Here is a 16,640-nt window from a genome sequence, read left to right as displayed (position 1 = left end):
TTCATAAAACCGGGCTATGCTTTAGCTGCTTCCACATGCCGTTCACCTCTTGAATGTATTAAAATGCCAGCCAGCGCAATCAACACAAATACTACATTAAACCAAAAATGCTGTTCCCAACTCATCAAAGCCAATACACCACCACATGAACAAGGAAGATATGAGCTATAATGTAACATCATGTATATATATATCGTGAATGCAAGCATAATGCAGAATGAAGCATACAGCCCTATTATTCTCGTTCTCTTAATAAGCAGCAATACTGAAATTACAATCTCTGAAACCGGCACCATCAATGCCAAAAAGTTAGCATACCCCGTTATAAAAGGAGATTTAGACATCTGCTCTCTCGACTCCTCCAGATCTAATAATTTACTTACGCTGGCATAAAGGAAAAGCATGACCAGCAGGGAGACAATTATCTCCAGCACTGTACTTTTTTTCATGAGTTTTGATAATTAAGTTTAAAACTTAAACGCCTGTAATTATCCGTAGACCGTTACCAGTTTATCATACGTTAGGATTAAACAGTAAATATTGCAAGCAATTCTCACATGCTACCTATCCAGGTTGGATAATAGCTAATGGGCTGTATTCTCAAGCGATAAAAAATAAATTCAATAATATGGAGATTTTAGGGTCTGTAGTTTCTATATGGATACAGGTTACTATAAACGTCCTAAGCTAATGCGTTCCATTGGGTAACATTTTTTGTGGTAATACAATCTATGTCTGTCTCTGTCTAAATGGTTATTTTGTCTTTCGTTTCACTAAATTAGATTTACTCACTGAAACAGTTTTGCAGTGTAAAAAAAACTAAGAAATAAAAATATGTTCATTGAAGTAATCACGTTTAATCCATCTCGTTACTGCTGTTTTTCAATCTGCATTACAGCAACTTATGAGTCAATTTATTTCTAATATAAGAGAGAAAAAAATGTGAAAATAATTTTCAAATGCAAAGAAATTAATAAGAAGGCACCCTAACTAACTGTTGAAACAGGCCACCACAGCAGAATAGAAGCCACTGCAAAGACAAGCATGTAGTAATTTTACTACCCTTGTTAATGAAACAATACAAACTACGTATACTCACGTTCCACAAGCATTTTCACCTAAATAGCTACCCTCTGAACTCCCCTCCTCCCCTCAAATAGCTACCCTCTTATTACCCCCAAAAATCAAGATCACCGCCCCCATTGACCACCGTCATCAGCCAGGTATTTTTTCTGCTGGATATTAGCCCTATGAAAAAGTTCATCGTTGCACTGGACGGCTTAAACCTCTCCAATTCCAGTATACAAACAGCCATCAGGCTCTCCAAATTCCATAACGCCCACCTGGTTGGGGTATTCCTGGACGACTTCACCCGTAACAGTTTTAGTATCTATGAAGTGCTGGAAAGCGGGCAGGATTTCGAAAAAACAGTGCGGCTACTGGCTGGAAAGGATGCCCGGATCAGAGACCAGGCGGTTATTCAGTTTGAAGAGGCCTGCCAGGAAGCCAGGGTCAACTACAGCGTTCACAGGGATAAAGGATTCTCCCTGCCAGATCTCCTCAGGGAAAGCATCTATGCCGATCTGCTCATCCTGGATGCCAATGAAACCTTTGCCCGTCACCAGGAAATCCCTCCTACCCGGTTTGTTAAAGACCTGCTGGCCGAGGTACAATGCCCGGTGTTCCTGGTTCCTAAACATTATATGCCGGTTGAAAAGGTGGTCATGTTGTATGATGGCGCCCCCACTGCAGTATTTGCCATTAAGATGTTCAGTCATATCCTTCCCTGCACGCTGCCAGCAGAAGTAGTAACGGTAAAGGGAGAAGAGGATGATCTCCATCTTCCGGAGAATAAGCTCATGAAGGAATTCATGAAACGCCGCTGCCCGCAGGCCACTTATACAGTATTAAAAGGAGAACCGGAAACCGAAGTGCTGCGGCATCTGCAAACAGCACAGGAAAATACACTTATTGTACTGGGGGCTTATCAGCGCAGTGCGGTATCCCGCTGGTTTAAGAATAGTATGGCGGATGTGCTGTTGCGTACCTTGAAATGTCCACTCTTTATAGCGCATAATAAATGAAGCAGTCATTGAGTTGGGAGGACATCCTGCTGCAGAATGCGCGGCAGCACCGGGAGTCGCTGAAACTGCTGGAGCAATTGAAACTGGAGAATATTGCCCTGAAGCAGCGTTTGGCGAATGCATTGAAAACTGCCACTACGCGGTCTTTTGTGGAATGGGCGGAATTGTTGCAGGTGCAGCTGCTGCAGAATGACCAGGCACTGGCGCTGTTACATCATGATCTTGTGATGCATTTTCAGCAACGGAACAGGGATGCCAGGCCTCACCAGGAGCAACAGGATAGCTTGAATGAGGATCTGGCCAGGATGAAAAATGAAGTTGAGTTGTTGAAGCAACAATGTATTGGGTTGCCGTTGCTGAATGCATGAAACTTGTTCCCCGGAAGTAATATGCCGGCCATTACATTGAAGCTGCAATGGCCGGTATATTGCGTTCTTCCATTTCCTTTAATTCAGCATATACGCCAGCTTCTTCAGGTCCAGCAGCAGGATATCCCCTTCCTTAATATTGATCAGCTTTTCATCCCTGAAATCTCCCAGCGTTCGGATAAGGGACTCTTTAGCTACACCTGCCACAGCAGCAAGGTTATCCCTGCTGATATCAATACTCATCGTATTGAACTTCTTATGGATGGATAACAGGGCATCTGCTACTTTCTTTCGTAAAGAATTGTACGCGATGCCCAATAGCTGTTCCTCTTTCTCTACCATGTTCTTCGCCAGCATCTCAATAAATCTTTTCAGCACACCAGGATTGCTATTGATCAGTTCATCGAAATCGGCCTTAGGGATAAGTGCCAGTTCTGCATCTTCGATGGCTTCCGCCTGATCGGTGTATATGCCGGATTCTAACAAAGTGGTGTAACCCAGGTAATCGCCTTCGTTATATAAACCTGTGATCAGTTCCTTTCCGTTATCATGGAGCATGCTCGTTTTTACTTTTCCCTTTAATACATAAAAAAGATAAGACGCACGGTTACCTGCTGTATAGATCACCTGTTTCTTTTTGTATGTATTGGTATTACGCTCACTTTTTAATGCTTCCAGCTGGCCGGTGGCTACGGATAATAATGAGTCGAAACCATTGGATGCTTTTATTTGTGCGGCTTTACTGATACGGATCTCGATGGCTTGTAACAGTTCCATGGCATCAAAGGGTTTGGTGATGAAATCATCGGCCCCCATTTCCATACCTTTGCGCATATCTGACCTTTCTGCTCTTGCGGTGAGGAAGATAAAGGGCGTTCCCTGCAAGGCATTCCGTTTGTGCAGCATGTGTAATACACCATATCCGTCGAGTACAGGCATGGTAATATCACAGATGATCAGGTCTGGTTTATGTTCGAATGCTTTGTGTACACCTTCCATGCCATCTGCTGCAGTGAGTACTTTGTAGTTTGCCATGGTCAGGATCTCTGCGGTGTTATCGCGGATATCTGCGTTATCTTCTATAAGTAGGATGGTTGTCATATTGCGCTTTCGGTTTTGAAGGTCACGGTGAATTCGGTGCCTTTGTTTTCTTCACTATGGCAGTGGATACCGCCGTTCATTAATTCTGCATATTTGGATACGATGTGCAGGCCAAGCCCTGTACCCTGTATATCACTTACGTTGTTGCCGCGGAAGAACCTTTCAAATAAATGCTGCTGGTCTTCTTTGGAAATACCGATGCCGTTATCTTTTACGCTGCAAACGAACTGGCCGTCAGTTACTACTGTTCTTATGGTAATGGTATCATGTTCAGGAGAGAACTTTATGGCGTTGGATAAAAGGTTCTGTACGATGTGTTTGAGCAAAGAAGGGTCCAGCAGGATGTTTTTATCGCCGGTATGTTTATAATCTATCTGCTGCTGCTTTTTACGCAGCATGATCATTTCCTGTACTATGCTGCTGATATGGCTTTCCACATCGAAGACCAGCATTCTGACGGGTATTTTACCTTCTTCTATTTTGCCTACCGAGAGGAAGTCATTGAGGATGTCCGTCATCATGTTTACGGCGGAAACAATGCGTTGGATGTGTTTCTCGCGTTGTGGTTGTTCTGTGGACTGCTCATATTTTGAAATGAGGAAGGCAGAAGACAGTACTGTGCTGAGGGGTGTTCGGAACTCATGGGAGGCCATGGAAACAAAACGCGACTTTAGCTCGTTCAGCTCTTTCTCCTTCTGCATTTGTATATTCAACTGCGCTACTGCTTCTGAAAGGGAGGCAGTGCGCTCTTCCACTTTCTTCTCTAATGCGGCATTTAATTCTTTCAATGCATTTTCCGAGGCTTTCCTTAGTGAGATGTCACTTACAAATGCTACTACAAATTGCCCTGATTCCGTTTTGTAGGCACCGAGGCTGATCTCTACCGGGAATTCAGAACCGTCTTTCCTTAAGGCAAACAGGTCCAGCCCTATGCCCATAGGGCGGCTGTGGGGATGTTGATTGAAACCATCCCTGTGATGTTTGTGACGATGGCCAAAGCGGCCGGGGATCAGTTTTTCAACTGGTTCTCCGGTCAATTCATCTTCTATATAACCGAATTGCCTGAGCAGGAAGGGGTTTGCGAGGATGATCTTTCCTTCAGCATCTGTAACGATAATACCCAGCGTGGCATATTGAAAGAGTACATCAAAGCCTATATTATCGTTTCTCATAAATGCTTAAATTGGTGGGTAAATTTAAGAAAAAATACGCAATGATCTTCAGAGAAGCCCTTCCGGCAGACATCCCCGCTCTTCACTACGTTCGCATGGCGGTAAAGGAAAATGTGCTCAATACGCCATCTCTTGTTACCACGGAGGATTACAGGGCCTTCCTTACTACTGATGGTAAAGGATGGCTGTGTGAAACGGAGCAAGGGATTGCAGGCTTTGCTATTGTTGACATTAAGCAGCGGAATATCTGGGCATTATTTGTACATCCACTGTCGGAGGGGAAAGGCATCGGCAAACAATTGCAGGCATTGATGCTGGATTGGTATTTTGCTTCTTTTAGAGAGGCCTTATGGCTGACTACGGCAGCCGGTACGCGTGCGGAGCGGTTTTATACTTCTACCGGTTGGAGGAATACAGGGTTACAGGCGAATAGCGAAGTGAGGTTTGAGATGAGTTATGAGCAATGGATGAAATCAAAGAACGCCACAGAGGAATCTGCAGCGCTATAATTTACCATATCCTATGAAAAACACTAAAATTTCATATACTAAAGGTTGGGCAAAGATGCAGGATTTGGCTGCGGTGATAACTGACCTGGATCAGTTTTTTTCATGATCTTAGTCTGTAAATTATATTTATGATACAGCTTTTGTAAACCCCTTCCTCGTCATTTCGCCCCAGGCCCTGCGTTTACGCAGGAAATCAAAATATCCCCTGATACCCGCCCATACTACAAATGGATGAAAAACAAAAGGTTCTGTAAGTGCAGCAAAGATCAGCTTCCTCACTTCCCTTTTCCGCCTGTATTGATTATAGGTGGCTACTTCCATATAAATAGCAAAAATGGAATTGAGATAACCGAATGAAATAATAAACAATAAAAAAGCAAAGAATGTATGCCAGTTGATCAATCCCATTGCGGCTAATACGATGAATACGATAAAACCGGCAAACTCGATCAGAGGTGCCAGCATTTCAAATAATAACCAGTAAGGATAGCTCAGTACACCCAGCAGATCATAACGGGGATTAAGAAAGATCTTTTTATGAGAACGAAGTGTTTCGATGGTTCCACGTGTCCAGCGGTTGCGCTGGCGGCTTAATATATTGGTGGTTTCGGGTGCTTCGGTCCAGCAGAGCGGATCAGGAATGTATGTTACTTTGTAAGGAAGGTCCTGTTCGTGCATATAACGCCTCATTCTAACTACCAGTTCCATATCTTCTCCTACCGTTTCTGTATTGTAACCACCGCATTTAATGGCAATTTCCTTATCAAAAGCACCAAAGGCGCCGGAGATCAGCAGCAATCCATCCAGCCGCGTCCAGGCCATGCGGCCTAACAGGAAGGCACGTATGTATTCCAGGGCCTGCATCCTGGCCCAGTAATTCTCCGGTAAATAAACACGTGTCAGCCTTCCGTTCTTCACCTCGCAGGAATTGGCGATGCGGATCACTCCGCCAGATGCGATCACCCTGGCTTCTCCTTCTTCCAGGAAAGGTTTGACCATTTTCAGGATGGCATCATGTTCCAGTATGCAATCTGCGTCTATACAAACGATATAATCATTACTGGCGATATTGATCCCCACATTCAGCGCATCTGCCTTTCCTCCGTTCACCTTATCCACCACCACGAGTTTATTATAAGCAGGGTGGCGGGTTTTATACACTGCTTTTACCTGCTGCGTTGGAATGCTGTAATTCACAAAAAAATCAACTTTCTCCAGCTTATAGGCATCAATGAGCTTTTGCAGGCTGTCGTCTTTACTCCCGTCGTTGATCACTACCAGTTCCAGCTTATTATAATACAGGGAAAGAAGTGATCTTACATTCTCTACAATGGTAGCGCCTTCATTATAGGCAGGCGCGAGTATACTCACTGTTGGTGCATGCGGGGAAGAGGCCAGCAGCCGGTAATCGGTAAAATCATTCTTATTCAGGTATTCTCTTGTTTCCCCGATGGAGTTAAGGCCAATGAACACATAAAAAACGATCAGCGCAACTGAATACAGGAATATAGCTGATATGATAATATATATGAGTATATCCACGAAGTTCATCTTGCCATTTCGTTTTTAATATGAAGGAATATCTGTTGAAACCCGGGTTTATGCTGCAGCTCAGCCATTCCGTTCGTGCAGCACTTTGCTATTACCCGTGCCGTTTGCAGCTGAATGGAGGTATCCCCGCTTTGCAGTTCCTTTTCAAGGAATGCTTTCTGTTGATCGGTGGCTATGTTTTCCAGTGCCTTGAGGATGGCAGTTCTGTTAACAATGGTTTCCGTTGCATATTTCTCCACCAGTACCTGCGCAGTATGCTCATCTCCTGTTTGTGTGAGGGTTTTGATGGCCTGCGTTCTTACTTTTTCTTTGGGATGCAGCAAACATGCCTCTACAGCTTCTTTGAGGTGGTATTGCTGATAGATCTCCGCAAGTTTTAATGCAAAGATCACCACGCTGTTATTTTCAGAACGCAACCAGTTCTTCAATGGTTCCAGGTATCCCGGATCAAGCGGTTCCAGCTGTTCCAGCAGCTTTACCTGTTGCCAGCTGTTCATTGACCGGGTAAGTTTGTTGAGGAAAGAAAGGCCTTCAAAACCCGAGAAAGCCAGCACGGCTGTCTGCGCCTCCTGCCTGATATACTCGTTGCTGCTGTTGGTATAACGCAGTACAGGTTCCTTCATATCTTTCTGCTCCATCATATACAGCTCATAGATGCCTTTTGCTTTTTTATACCAGATCCTGCTATTAAACTTCCGGAGGGAACTTGTTTTCAATCCCAGCTGCTCATAGAGGTAAACCACATTGCGGGAGGCAACGCCAACGAGGCTCTTTTTGGTACTGATAAGCTGGTCAATGGCATATTGCCGGGCGATCTTATTTTTCCTGGTATCTTTTAATCCTTCCGGGACCTCCACTTTCACACCTTCTGAAAAATCATCCAGCAGCATACTGCTTAACCATTGATCAAAGAATTCCTGCAGCTTTTTTTCAAGGAGGAACTGTTTTTTCCTAATGGAAAGCCGTAGATGCGTAGCTATCAGTATAACGATGATCAGCGCCACAAAAAAGAGCGTATACGCATATAAGGTATCTGCGGGAATAGTGTCCGGTTGTTTCAAGGATATATACTATTGGGCTATTTGGAATGAATCAGTTTCTTTACTCTGATGGAAAGTTCTGAAAGACTGAAAGGTTTGGTCATGTAATCATCTGCACCCAGCCGGAATGCTTCTTCCACGATATTCTCCTGCCCCATGGCAGATAATACGATCACCTTGATCGATTTATCTGTAATATCCTTCACGGCGCTCACAATTTCCAGCCCGGATACTGAAGGGAGCATAATATCCGTGAGCACGATATCCGGCATTTCTTCACGGATACAGTCCAATGCTGTATTACCTTCTGAGCAGGAAATAACTTCGTAACCATCTTTTGCCAGTTTAATCTCGATCGTTCTGCGGATGAGGTTATCATCTTCTGCAATAAGTATTTTCATCGTGGTTTGGATATAGTCTCCTAAATATAGAAAATATTCCGTTGAATCAGAAGGGTTTAAAACGATATAATCTACTATATTTTAAGTAGATTTATTTTCAAACCGTATCCTACTGTTATGAGGGCTTTATACCTGATCGTATTCACCTGTTTTATTACTCTGCATATTACTGCGCAGGACAACCGTTCATCTGATGAACTTTTTCAGGAAGCCCGCAAAGCGGCTTTCGACAGAAAGGACTATACAGAGGCGATACGGCTATGCAGGATAGCGTTGTCAAAAAGTCCTGACTATTCGGATATACGCGTTTTCCTTGGGCGCGTATATACCTGGAGTGACAAAACGGACAGTGCCCGGAGGGAATTTCAGTACATCCTGCAAAACCAGCCTTCTTATGAAGATGTATATGTGGCTGCAGCCGATCTGGAATACTGGAATGATCAGCCGGAAAAAGCGCTTGAACTGCTGAATAAAGGGCTGGAAAATCATCCCCGTTCAGAAGACCTGCTCCTGCGGAAAGCCAAAGTGCTGGCTTCTGTGAAACAACTTCCGGAAGCAGCCAAAACCGCCAATATGCTTTTGGATATCAATCCCGGGAATGCTGCAGCACGTGCTGTATTAAGCAGTATCCGTGACCAGGTGCGGAAGAACAAGATAGATCTCAGTTATGACTATACCTATTTTGATAAAAGGTTTGATCAGCCCTGGCATATGTTAAGCTTCAGCTATGCCAGGCAAACCGCTATAGGAACTGTACTCGGACGGATCAACTATGCCAGGAAATTCGGAGAAGGCGGCGTGCAGGGTGAACTGGAAGCTTATCCCAGGATCTCCAATACCTTCTATTCTTATGTTGGCCTGGGTTATTCCGGCAACGACATTTTTCCACGCTACCGCGCAGGCTTCTCACTTTATGCCAATCTGCCCCGAAGCTTTGAAGCAGAGCTGGGTTTCCGGTACCTCTATTTCTCCAGTTCCACCTGGGTATATACAGCTTCTGTAGGAAAGTACCTCAGCAACTTCTGGTTCAATCTGCGTACTTATCTTACACCGGGGGAAGACAACCTTTCCAAATCCTTTAACTTTACCACTCGTTATTATACAGCCGGTGCGGACGATTTTATCACGCTGGGAATAGGCACGGGTATTTCTCCCGATGATCAGCGCAATAATATCAACTATAAGATCAATAACAGCCTGATGAGCTACAAACTAAACCTGGCCTGGCAACGCACCTTTGCAAAACAGAACATCATAGGCATCAATGGCACCTGGTATTATGAAGAATACCGGCCGGACACTTATGGCAACCAGCTCAATATAGGTATCAGCCTGATGCGCAGGTTCTGATCAGGGAACAAACTGTTTGTACAAAGAATCAGGGATCAGCTGTTGTGTTTGCAGGAACTGGTTATTCTTCTGACGGAAATTATTAAAGCCTGTTCTCAACTGCTGTATCTTTTCAATGTCTGTTACCGGCTCCAGGTTAAGATCGGGAAGTATCCTGAAAAGATTATCACTATTCAGCATCCAGGTACCGGATATGAAATCCACCAGGTCGTTCTTTGTTTGCATCAGTGGATAATGATGTATATTCCTGAATGCCCGCGCCGTATCCAGTCCATTACCCACCCATGTAACAAGGGAGGGTGTTTTAAACCCCTGGAATCCGCCAAGGTAAGCTATGAGAGCTGGTGCAACATCCAGGTGGGAGGAAACAGAAGAAAACTTTGCGGCGCGTTCCAATAAGGGTGAATGTACCATGAGCATGGTATGATACCTGTCTATTTTAGAGCGCATGGGTATTTCAGGCAAACGGTGATCTCCTGTGATCAGTACAATTGTGTGCTGATGATCCGGCCTTGCAACCAGTGCGCGGAAGAAATTACGCAGGGCATTATCCATGTATAAGATGGAAGCATATACGGCTTTGTATTGCAGGTGCTCTGCCTGTTGCTCTTTCGTTAAAGAAAGGGCCCGTATACGTTCTTCTGCCAATGCATTATAATATGCCTGATCCGGGATAATAAAGGGAGAATGGGTGGATACGGTGAGCATTACATCCAGCCTTGGCTGCAAGCTGTCCGACGGGGTAACATCCAGGTATTTTGAGAACAGGGCGGCATCTGAGTACCCCCATGTAAAACCTCCGCTGTTTGCGGGAAGTAATTCATATCCCTCCCCGAAGTTTTCTTTACCGATAATTGTATCTACGGACTGGTCTTTTGCAAAAAGGTCCATTTTATCAAAACCCGCATCTCCGGCGTAGAGGAAACGGGTGCGGTAACCATTGTGTTTAGCGATGTTCAGTAAAGTAAGGGAGTTCGGCAATTGCGGTGCCAGTTCTGCAAAACCATTCTTCGCAAAAGGCAGAGAACCCAGCAGGGAGGGCAACACGGCAAATGTTCTGCCGCCGCCGCTCAGGAAGTTCTCCCAGTAAAGACTGTGCTGCGATAAAGAATCCAGGAAAGGTGTAAAACTTCCGAGGTAAGCATCCTGGCCGGAAAATGCTCTGCCAAGCCCTTCTACCAATACAATCACTATATTGGGCGGGCGCTCCCCGGCTGGTTTAAAGTAAGGCGCCAGCACATTATCTGTACCGGCATTATGCAAAAAGGGATATTGATTAGCAGCCACATAACCGGGATCCGGCAGAGCGGCTTCATCATCAGGAGATAAAAAATATTGCTGTGCCCTGGTGAGGAAGAAACCTGTTTTATTAAGGGCAATATTCCCTGCATATTCAGACCGAAGCCGGTTATGGGTAAGTGATGCGGAGAGCGGCACCCAGAAAAGTAAGATACATGCTAACACAAACCAGAACCCTCTCCTGTCTCCCCGGACCTGAAGCCTTGTAAAAAGGAAAATGGCAGCGATTGAAAGAACAATCACTACGGCCAGGGCAATGATGGTGGAAACAGGTAATCCGCCGGCTGCTGCCCCTACAGTTTGTTTGATATCTTTCACAGAATAGCCAAAAACATCTGCCCCCAGCGGCACATTGGCCTGATGAAAATAGAGGTTCAATCCAAAACTGATCAATACATATAAACTGATCAGCAGGAGATAAAAGATATTTGCAGCTTTACTGTTCACAAACATATAAAGCAGTACAAAAGGAACTGCTATCCAGCGTACCAAACTCAGGAATGTGAGAAGATCTGCCCACAGGGCATTGGCAATGAGGGGGGCGGGCGCAACAGGGAAATTACCGATGCTCACCAGGTCCGTTGCCCGTAACAGCAGGATGATGATCAGCCAGAGGCATGAAAGTAACAGGAACCTGTTAAATGCGGGTATCCAGAAGTGTAGTTTAGGTATATTCATTTTCCGCCGGCGATTCTCTGATGAATAATATCCAGTACAAGCGTAAGTTCAGCGCTGGCTTTAGCCAGCATTTCCTTTACAGCAGCTTCCTCAAATGAAGGAATGTATTCAAATTGTTTGGCATAAACAGCCAGGATCTCCAATCCAACTGTTGCGGCAGTACCATATAATTTATGCCCGATAGCATGTATGCCTTTCAGGTCCTGATCCTGTACGTGCTGCGCAAGTGTTTCAAATGATCTGCGTATTTCGCTCGCCGTGAGCAGCAGAATATCATTACTGATATTATCCTCTCCGAGATACCCCCTCAACACTTCTTCATTAAAATGTTGTTCCTTTCCTGTATGCACCACCTCTTCCATAACCGGCGATTTTCTTCCCAACCATTTGCTGAGGATAGCTGCCAGTGAATGCTGTACAATGGGTTTGGAAAGGAAATCATCCATTCCTGCGGAAATGGACTTTTCCTTTTCACCGCTGATATTTCCGGCAGTTAAAGCAATGATCGGTACATGCTCCCCTTCCCTTTCCAGCGAACGGATGCGCATGGTAGCTTCATACCCGTTTATTTCGGGGATCTGAATATCCATCAGGATAATATCCGGCATCTTTAAACGGCATATCTGCACTGCGTCCAGGCCATTGCCGGCCTCAATGATATTTGCCTTAGGCATGAGTTTAAGAATGCTCACTTTTGTAAGCAGCATATTCACTGTGTTATCCTCAACTACCAGCACATTTGCTGCTATATCTTCCAACTGCAGGCTTTCAATGCTGCCTGTTGCCGTTTCAGGCTCTAAGGTCACTTCTCTGGCGGCTTCCAGGGTAACATAAAAGTAGAAAGTGCTGCCGCCACCGGGGTAACTGATGAGTTGTAACCTGCTTCCCATCAGCGCAAGGATCTTATTGGAAATAGCCAGCCCTATGCCAGTACCACCATACTTCTTTGTGGTGGAAGCATCTTCCTGCGCAAAAGCTTCAAAGATCTTTTCCTGTTTATGCGCTTTGATACCAATGCCGGTATCCCTTACTTCAAATTTAAACGTGATCCGGTCATCATAAGGATCGGTGATCGCGGAAATACGTAATTCAATTTCTCCCGTTTCCGTGAATTTTACGGCATTGCCCAGCAGGTTCATCAGTACCTGTTTCAATCGTAATGGATCCCCAATGACAAACCTGGGCAGGTCGTCTGAAATATTGAACAATACATCCAGCCCTTTGTTCTGTGCCTGGTAGGAGATGATATCAGTTGCCTCGCTTCCCAGTTTGAACAGGTCCAGCTGTTCCATGTGCAATTCCAGTTTACCGGCTTCGATCTTGGAAAGGTCCAGGATATCATTGATGATACTGAGCAATATGCCGGCGGACTGGTTCACGATGGTGAGATACTGCAACTGGGTTTCATCCAGCGGGGTCCTCATCACAAGGCCCGTGAAGCCGATAATGCCGTTGAGTGGTGTCCGGATCTCGTGGCTCATATTGGCCAGGAATTCTGATTTGGCGCTGCTCATCTGTTCAGCCTGTAATTTGGCAGTGATCAGCGCTTCTTCCATTTTTTTCCGTTTGGTGATATCTGTTGCAATTGCCAGGTACCCTACAGTTATCTTGCGTGCATCCAGGATAGCTGTCATTACCAGCGATACGATACAGCGGGAGCCGTCTTTCTTTACGTATATCCATTCCCGTTGCTCAGAGCCTTCCTTTTCGGGTATATATGCAAATACCTGCATGCCTTCAACCCGTACTCCTTTTTCGAGGGAAAGCTCGCTTGCCCTGCTCATTACTTCTCCTTCATCGTGCAGGAGTTCCGGCATCAGCTTTCCGATCACTTCTTCTTCCTTATATCCCAGCAGCCTTTCCGCACCGCTGTTAAATAAAGTGATATGGCCGTTCCGGTCTGTTGCCACAATGCTCACTTCTGAAGCAGACTGCAATACATCCCGTAGTAATTTCCTGGAGTTGGTCACTTCCAGTTCTGATCTCTTTTTCTGATTAATATCCTGGAATGCGCCATACAGCCGTTTACATGAACCGCCTTCAAACTCTGCATTTCCCAGGGTCCTTACCCAGCGTATGTTTCCTTTTGCAGTAATAAGCTCCACTTCGAGGTCCCAGGATTTTCCCTGTGTGAGGGCCTCATTCAGTGCACGTACGACCCTGTTCTGGCTTTCTCCTTTTTTGAAGAACCGGATGGCGGTTTCCATATCAGGTTCAAAATCCATCGGCACCTCATGCAATTCTTTTGTCATATCCGTCCAGAAGATCTTTTCCTTGGAAACTTCTGCTACCCAGCCTCCTACACGGGCTACCTGGTTAGTTTGTTCCAGCATTTCCTTGGTACGGGCAAGGTCTTTTTCCAGGAAATACCTTTCTGTGATATCAATAGCATTGGCTATTATATAAGGTGCTTCACCATTCACCCCTTTCTCCAGGATGTTATTAAACATCCATATGCGGGGAGAGCCATCTTTATGTATGGTGGTCATTTGCCCGCTGGCCTTACCTACTGATTCAATTGTGTGGAGATAAGCATGGAATGCAGGGATATGGCTTTCCGGGATAATATCGGTCAATCCTTTCGTTGACATTTCTTCTAATGTAAACCCAAGCAACTCTGCCCCTGCTGTGTTCACGGATATAAATCTTCCGTTCAGGTCATGCGTGCACATTAATCCCTGTGAATGTTCAAAAAAGGCGCTCAGTTTATTTTCACTGATCTCAAGCAAATGCTCTTTATTCCTTTCTTCTGTAATATCCCGTCCGATGGCAAAGATATCCCCGGTTGTTACTTCCGGGTTAGCCACCCATTGCAGTAATTTATAGTCCCCGGACCTTGTTTTAAAACGGCGGGTGAAATTGATCATGGATACCCCTGCATTCAGGCGCTCTACTTCTTTAGCCACATCTTCCACATCATCCGGGTGTACGAAATCCAGGATGGGGGTTTCCAGGATATCGGCCTCATCAAAACCCAGCACCCTTGTGAAAGCAGGATTGATCTTTTTAAAGAAGCCGTCTACGCCGGCAATACAGATCATATCGTTGGACAGTTTGAACAGCTGTTCAAACTGATACAGCTCCTGGTTCTTCCTTTTGTCTGAAATATAAGAAACAACAGTATCTGCCAGTAATTTCAGGGAATGACGCTGTGTGTCTGTGAGCTTGTTAGGCTTCCTGTCTATCACACATAAGACCCCCAAAGCAAAATTATCTTTATCTATCAGCGGGTAACCTGCATAAAAACGAATATGTTCCGGTCCTTTAACCTGTGGGATATTGGCAAAACGGGGGTCGATGGAAGCATCCGGCACTTCAAAAAGCTGTGGCTCCATAATAGTGTACATGCAAATGGATTCCTCCCTTTTTATCTCGTTCACCTCAATCCCAACACGGGATTTAACCCATTCACGATCTTTATCTATAATGGTTATCAGGGAAACAGGCATGCCGCAGATAGCAGAAGCCAGTTCGGTTATTTTATCAAATTCTTCTTCCTGTCTGGTATCAAGGATATTGTACTTGTGTAACGCTTTCAGGCGTTCTTTTTCATGCTGCGGATCTGGCTGCTTGTTCATTAACAACAGTAGTGTTCGGTACGGTAAATAACTATCTGTACTTAAAGTACTAATTTTTTTTAAAGTCGCAACTCTTTAGTACATATATTACCTGCAATATCATATACCTGCACTGTTACCGGGCCGTTTCCTTTTAGTTCGTATTCCCAACTGTCATTCTTCAGAACTGCAAGACCTGTTTTTGAAGGGGTGATGATCTTTACTTTTTCTATACGGTGTTTGCCTTTTGTTTTGATGGTAAGGGTTTGATCTTTCAGGGTGACGGTTACTTCGGGTTTATTGTACGCGTCCTGAAAGGCGGCGTTAAAGGCCGTCTGATGGGGTTTGGCGATGGATTTATAATAGGCTTTCTTCTCCGGGTCTTTGACAGCGGCTTTGGCGAAATCGTTCGCTCTTTTGAAGCGCTCCTGGTTGGCTATCTGTTTGGCGGTTTTGGGAGGATATGCGCATGGCATCTTGCATAGCACGGTTTTGCCGCCACGCTGACGGAGGACCATCTGGTCTGCGTGTTTGCCGCTGGCACCACGCATAATGATATTGTTTTCAATTATTGCCATAACCCAAAGATAAACATAAGATATCACATATCAAAGCGAATGTTGAGCCTATGTCAAGCGAATCTCAGTACTTGGATTGTACTACCCTAAAGCAAAGAGGGTGCCTCTGTTGAGGCACCCTCTTTAGTTAAAAAGAATGATGTTCTATTTATACAGGGCCAAAGCCTGCTTCAATATCTTACCTACGATTTTTATGGGGATGTCCTCCTCCGCATTGAATAACATGATCTTCATCCTGGCGCGGGCTTCCTGGATCAGGAGGGGATGTTCGATCTGGCGGCCTTCCACGATGCCTATATAGGGCTGGAGGGTTTTCTTGTGGATCCAAAGGTAACAGAACATCTTTCCCTTATAGCAGAAGAAAGGCATTTTGTACTTCCAGGCCTCCGTTATATGGGGGTCCAGTTGCAGGATGTATTCCCGGAGTGCCATCAGGCAGCTTTTTACGGGTTCTTCCTTATAATGATAATATTCGTCTATGGGTTTCATACGGCGATAAAGATATCAACTTCTGCATTTCCGGGGTCCTGCGCTTTTTCCCCGTATACTTCGAAGTCTGCTGTAAATTTCCGGGGCAGGTTGGCAGCCCAGATATTTTGCCATTCCTCTACAACGGCGCCTTTCTGCAGATCGCCTTTGGCTGTGCGGCGAACGTAATTTCCGGACTGGAAGCTGCCCCCGGTCAAGCCTTCAGGGATCTCGTCCAGGGTGGATACTTTACAGCCAATGATCACCGTGTAAGGCTTTGTGTGGTCCAGCTCATAGTTGGTGTAAAGGCAATAAATAGCCGGATCGGTCTTGTTGGGGATCGCTCCGGCTATGTTTTGGGACATGAACTGCTGCCAGAGGGCAGGGATGTCCTGAAAGGCCTGGCCGTTTTCGTTGGTGGTACGAAGGGAGAGGCCGATGAGGTTAAATGCGTTGATGGATTCTGTTTTCATGTTGTGAAGGT

The 16,640-nt window shown here is 45.1% G+C and carries 15 protein-coding genes; 4 read left to right on the top strand and 11 right to left on the bottom strand.

All coding sequences use genetic code 11. The annotated features are described in order from the left end of the window. Positions 1–14: 14 nt before the first annotated feature. Complete coding sequence (locus tag BUR42_RS01365; RefSeq protein WP_074237381.1) at positions 15–449, bottom strand: MauE/DoxX family redox-associated membrane protein; 435 nt, start codon at positions 447–449, stop codon at positions 15–17. Positions 450–1,250: 801 nt separating this feature from the next. On the opposite strand from BUR42_RS01365, the gene BUR42_RS01360 reads away from it, so the two are divergent. Then, positions 1,251–2,084, top strand: a complete 834-nt coding sequence (locus BUR42_RS01360) for a universal stress protein (RefSeq protein ID WP_074240374.1) — start codon at positions 1,251–1,253, stop codon at positions 2,082–2,084. Beyond that, positions 2,081–2,452, top strand: a complete 372-nt coding sequence (locus BUR42_RS01355; RefSeq protein WP_074237380.1) for a hypothetical protein — start codon at positions 2,081–2,083, stop codon at positions 2,450–2,452. The genes BUR42_RS01360 and BUR42_RS01355 overlap by 4 nt, the downstream gene beginning before the upstream one ends. Before the next feature lie 78 nt (positions 2,453–2,530). Here BUR42_RS01355 and BUR42_RS01350 read toward each other — a convergent pair whose 3' ends face one another. Together BUR42_RS01350 and BUR42_RS01345 are read right to left on the bottom strand one after the other, a co-directional pair. Further along, positions 2,531–3,553, bottom strand: a complete 1,023-nt coding sequence (locus BUR42_RS01350) for a response regulator (RefSeq protein ID WP_074237379.1) — start codon at positions 3,551–3,553, stop codon at positions 2,531–2,533. Next, a complete protein-coding gene (locus tag BUR42_RS01345) occupies positions 3,550–4,725 on the bottom strand; it encodes a PAS domain-containing sensor histidine kinase (protein WP_074237378.1) in 1,176 nt (391 codons plus the stop codon). Before BUR42_RS01345 ends, BUR42_RS01350 begins: the two co-directional genes overlap by 4 nt. Positions 4,726–4,766: 41 nt before the next feature. Here BUR42_RS01345 and BUR42_RS01340 point away from each other — a divergent pair, with 41 nt between their 5' ends. Further along, the gene (locus BUR42_RS01340; protein ID WP_074240373.1) at positions 4,767–5,234 is read left to right on the top strand and encodes a GNAT family N-acetyltransferase; all 468 of its coding nucleotides are present in this window, start codon (positions 4,767–4,769) and stop codon (positions 5,232–5,234) included. 126 nt (positions 5,235–5,360) lie between these two features. Here the strand turns inward: BUR42_RS01340 and BUR42_RS01335 are convergent, their stop codons facing one another. From BUR42_RS01335 to BUR42_RS01325, 3 genes are read right to left on the bottom strand one after another with little or no spacing between them, the layout of a single operon-like run. Beyond that, positions 5,361–6,785, bottom strand: coding sequence for a glycosyltransferase family 2 protein (locus tag BUR42_RS01335; RefSeq protein ID WP_074237377.1), 1,425 nt, complete (start codon positions 6,783–6,785; stop codon positions 5,361–5,363). Next, a complete protein-coding gene (locus BUR42_RS01330) occupies positions 6,782–7,846 on the bottom strand; it encodes a HEAT repeat domain-containing protein (protein WP_074237376.1) in 1,065 nt (354 codons plus the stop codon). The genes BUR42_RS01335 and BUR42_RS01330 overlap by 4 nt, the downstream gene beginning before the upstream one ends. Positions 7,847–7,863: 17 nt before the next feature. Then, positions 7,864–8,226, bottom strand: coding sequence for a response regulator transcription factor (locus tag BUR42_RS01325; protein ID WP_074237375.1), 363 nt, complete (start codon positions 8,224–8,226; stop codon positions 7,864–7,866). A 117-nt stretch (positions 8,227–8,343) separates the two neighbouring features. Between BUR42_RS01325 and BUR42_RS01320 the strand changes: the two genes are divergently transcribed. Beyond that, entirely contained in the window at positions 8,344–9,576 is a 1,233-nt protein-coding gene (locus BUR42_RS01320; protein ID WP_074237374.1) for a YaiO family outer membrane beta-barrel protein, read from the top strand. On the opposite strand, the gene BUR42_RS01315 is transcribed toward BUR42_RS01320, so the two are convergent. The 5 genes from BUR42_RS01315 to BUR42_RS01295 all read right to left on the bottom strand — a co-directional run bounded on the left by BUR42_RS01315 (position 9,577) and on the right by BUR42_RS01295 (position 16,629). Then, positions 9,577–11,553, bottom strand: a complete 1,977-nt coding sequence (locus BUR42_RS01315; RefSeq protein ID WP_074237373.1) for an LTA synthase family protein — start codon at positions 11,551–11,553, stop codon at positions 9,577–9,579. Next, on the bottom strand, positions 11,550–15,131 hold the full coding sequence (locus BUR42_RS01310) for a PAS domain S-box protein (protein WP_074237372.1): 3,582 nt from the start codon (positions 15,129–15,131) through the stop codon (positions 11,550–11,552). Before BUR42_RS01310 ends, BUR42_RS01315 begins: the two co-directional genes overlap by 4 nt. 59 nt (positions 15,132–15,190) lie before the next feature. Further along, entirely contained in the window at positions 15,191–15,688 is a 498-nt protein-coding gene (locus tag BUR42_RS01305; protein ID WP_074237371.1) for a hypothetical protein, read from the bottom strand. A gap of 144 nt (positions 15,689–15,832) precedes the next feature. After that, entirely contained in the window at positions 15,833–16,177 is a 345-nt protein-coding gene (locus tag BUR42_RS01300; RefSeq protein ID WP_074237370.1) for a DUF1801 domain-containing protein, read from the bottom strand. Next, positions 16,174–16,629, bottom strand: a complete 456-nt coding sequence (locus BUR42_RS01295; RefSeq protein WP_074237369.1) for a GyrI-like domain-containing protein — start codon at positions 16,627–16,629, stop codon at positions 16,174–16,176. The genes BUR42_RS01300 and BUR42_RS01295 overlap by 4 nt, the downstream gene beginning before the upstream one ends. Between the last annotated feature and the right edge of the window lie 11 nt (positions 16,630–16,640).

It is taken from the genome of Chitinophaga niabensis, from assembly GCF_900129465.1.
Lineage (GTDB): Bacteria > Bacteroidota > Bacteroidia > Chitinophagales > Chitinophagaceae > Chitinophaga > Chitinophaga niabensis.
The sequence above is the reverse complement of the archived record's forward strand: the minus strand, read 5'-3'. Positions and strand labels throughout refer to the sequence as shown.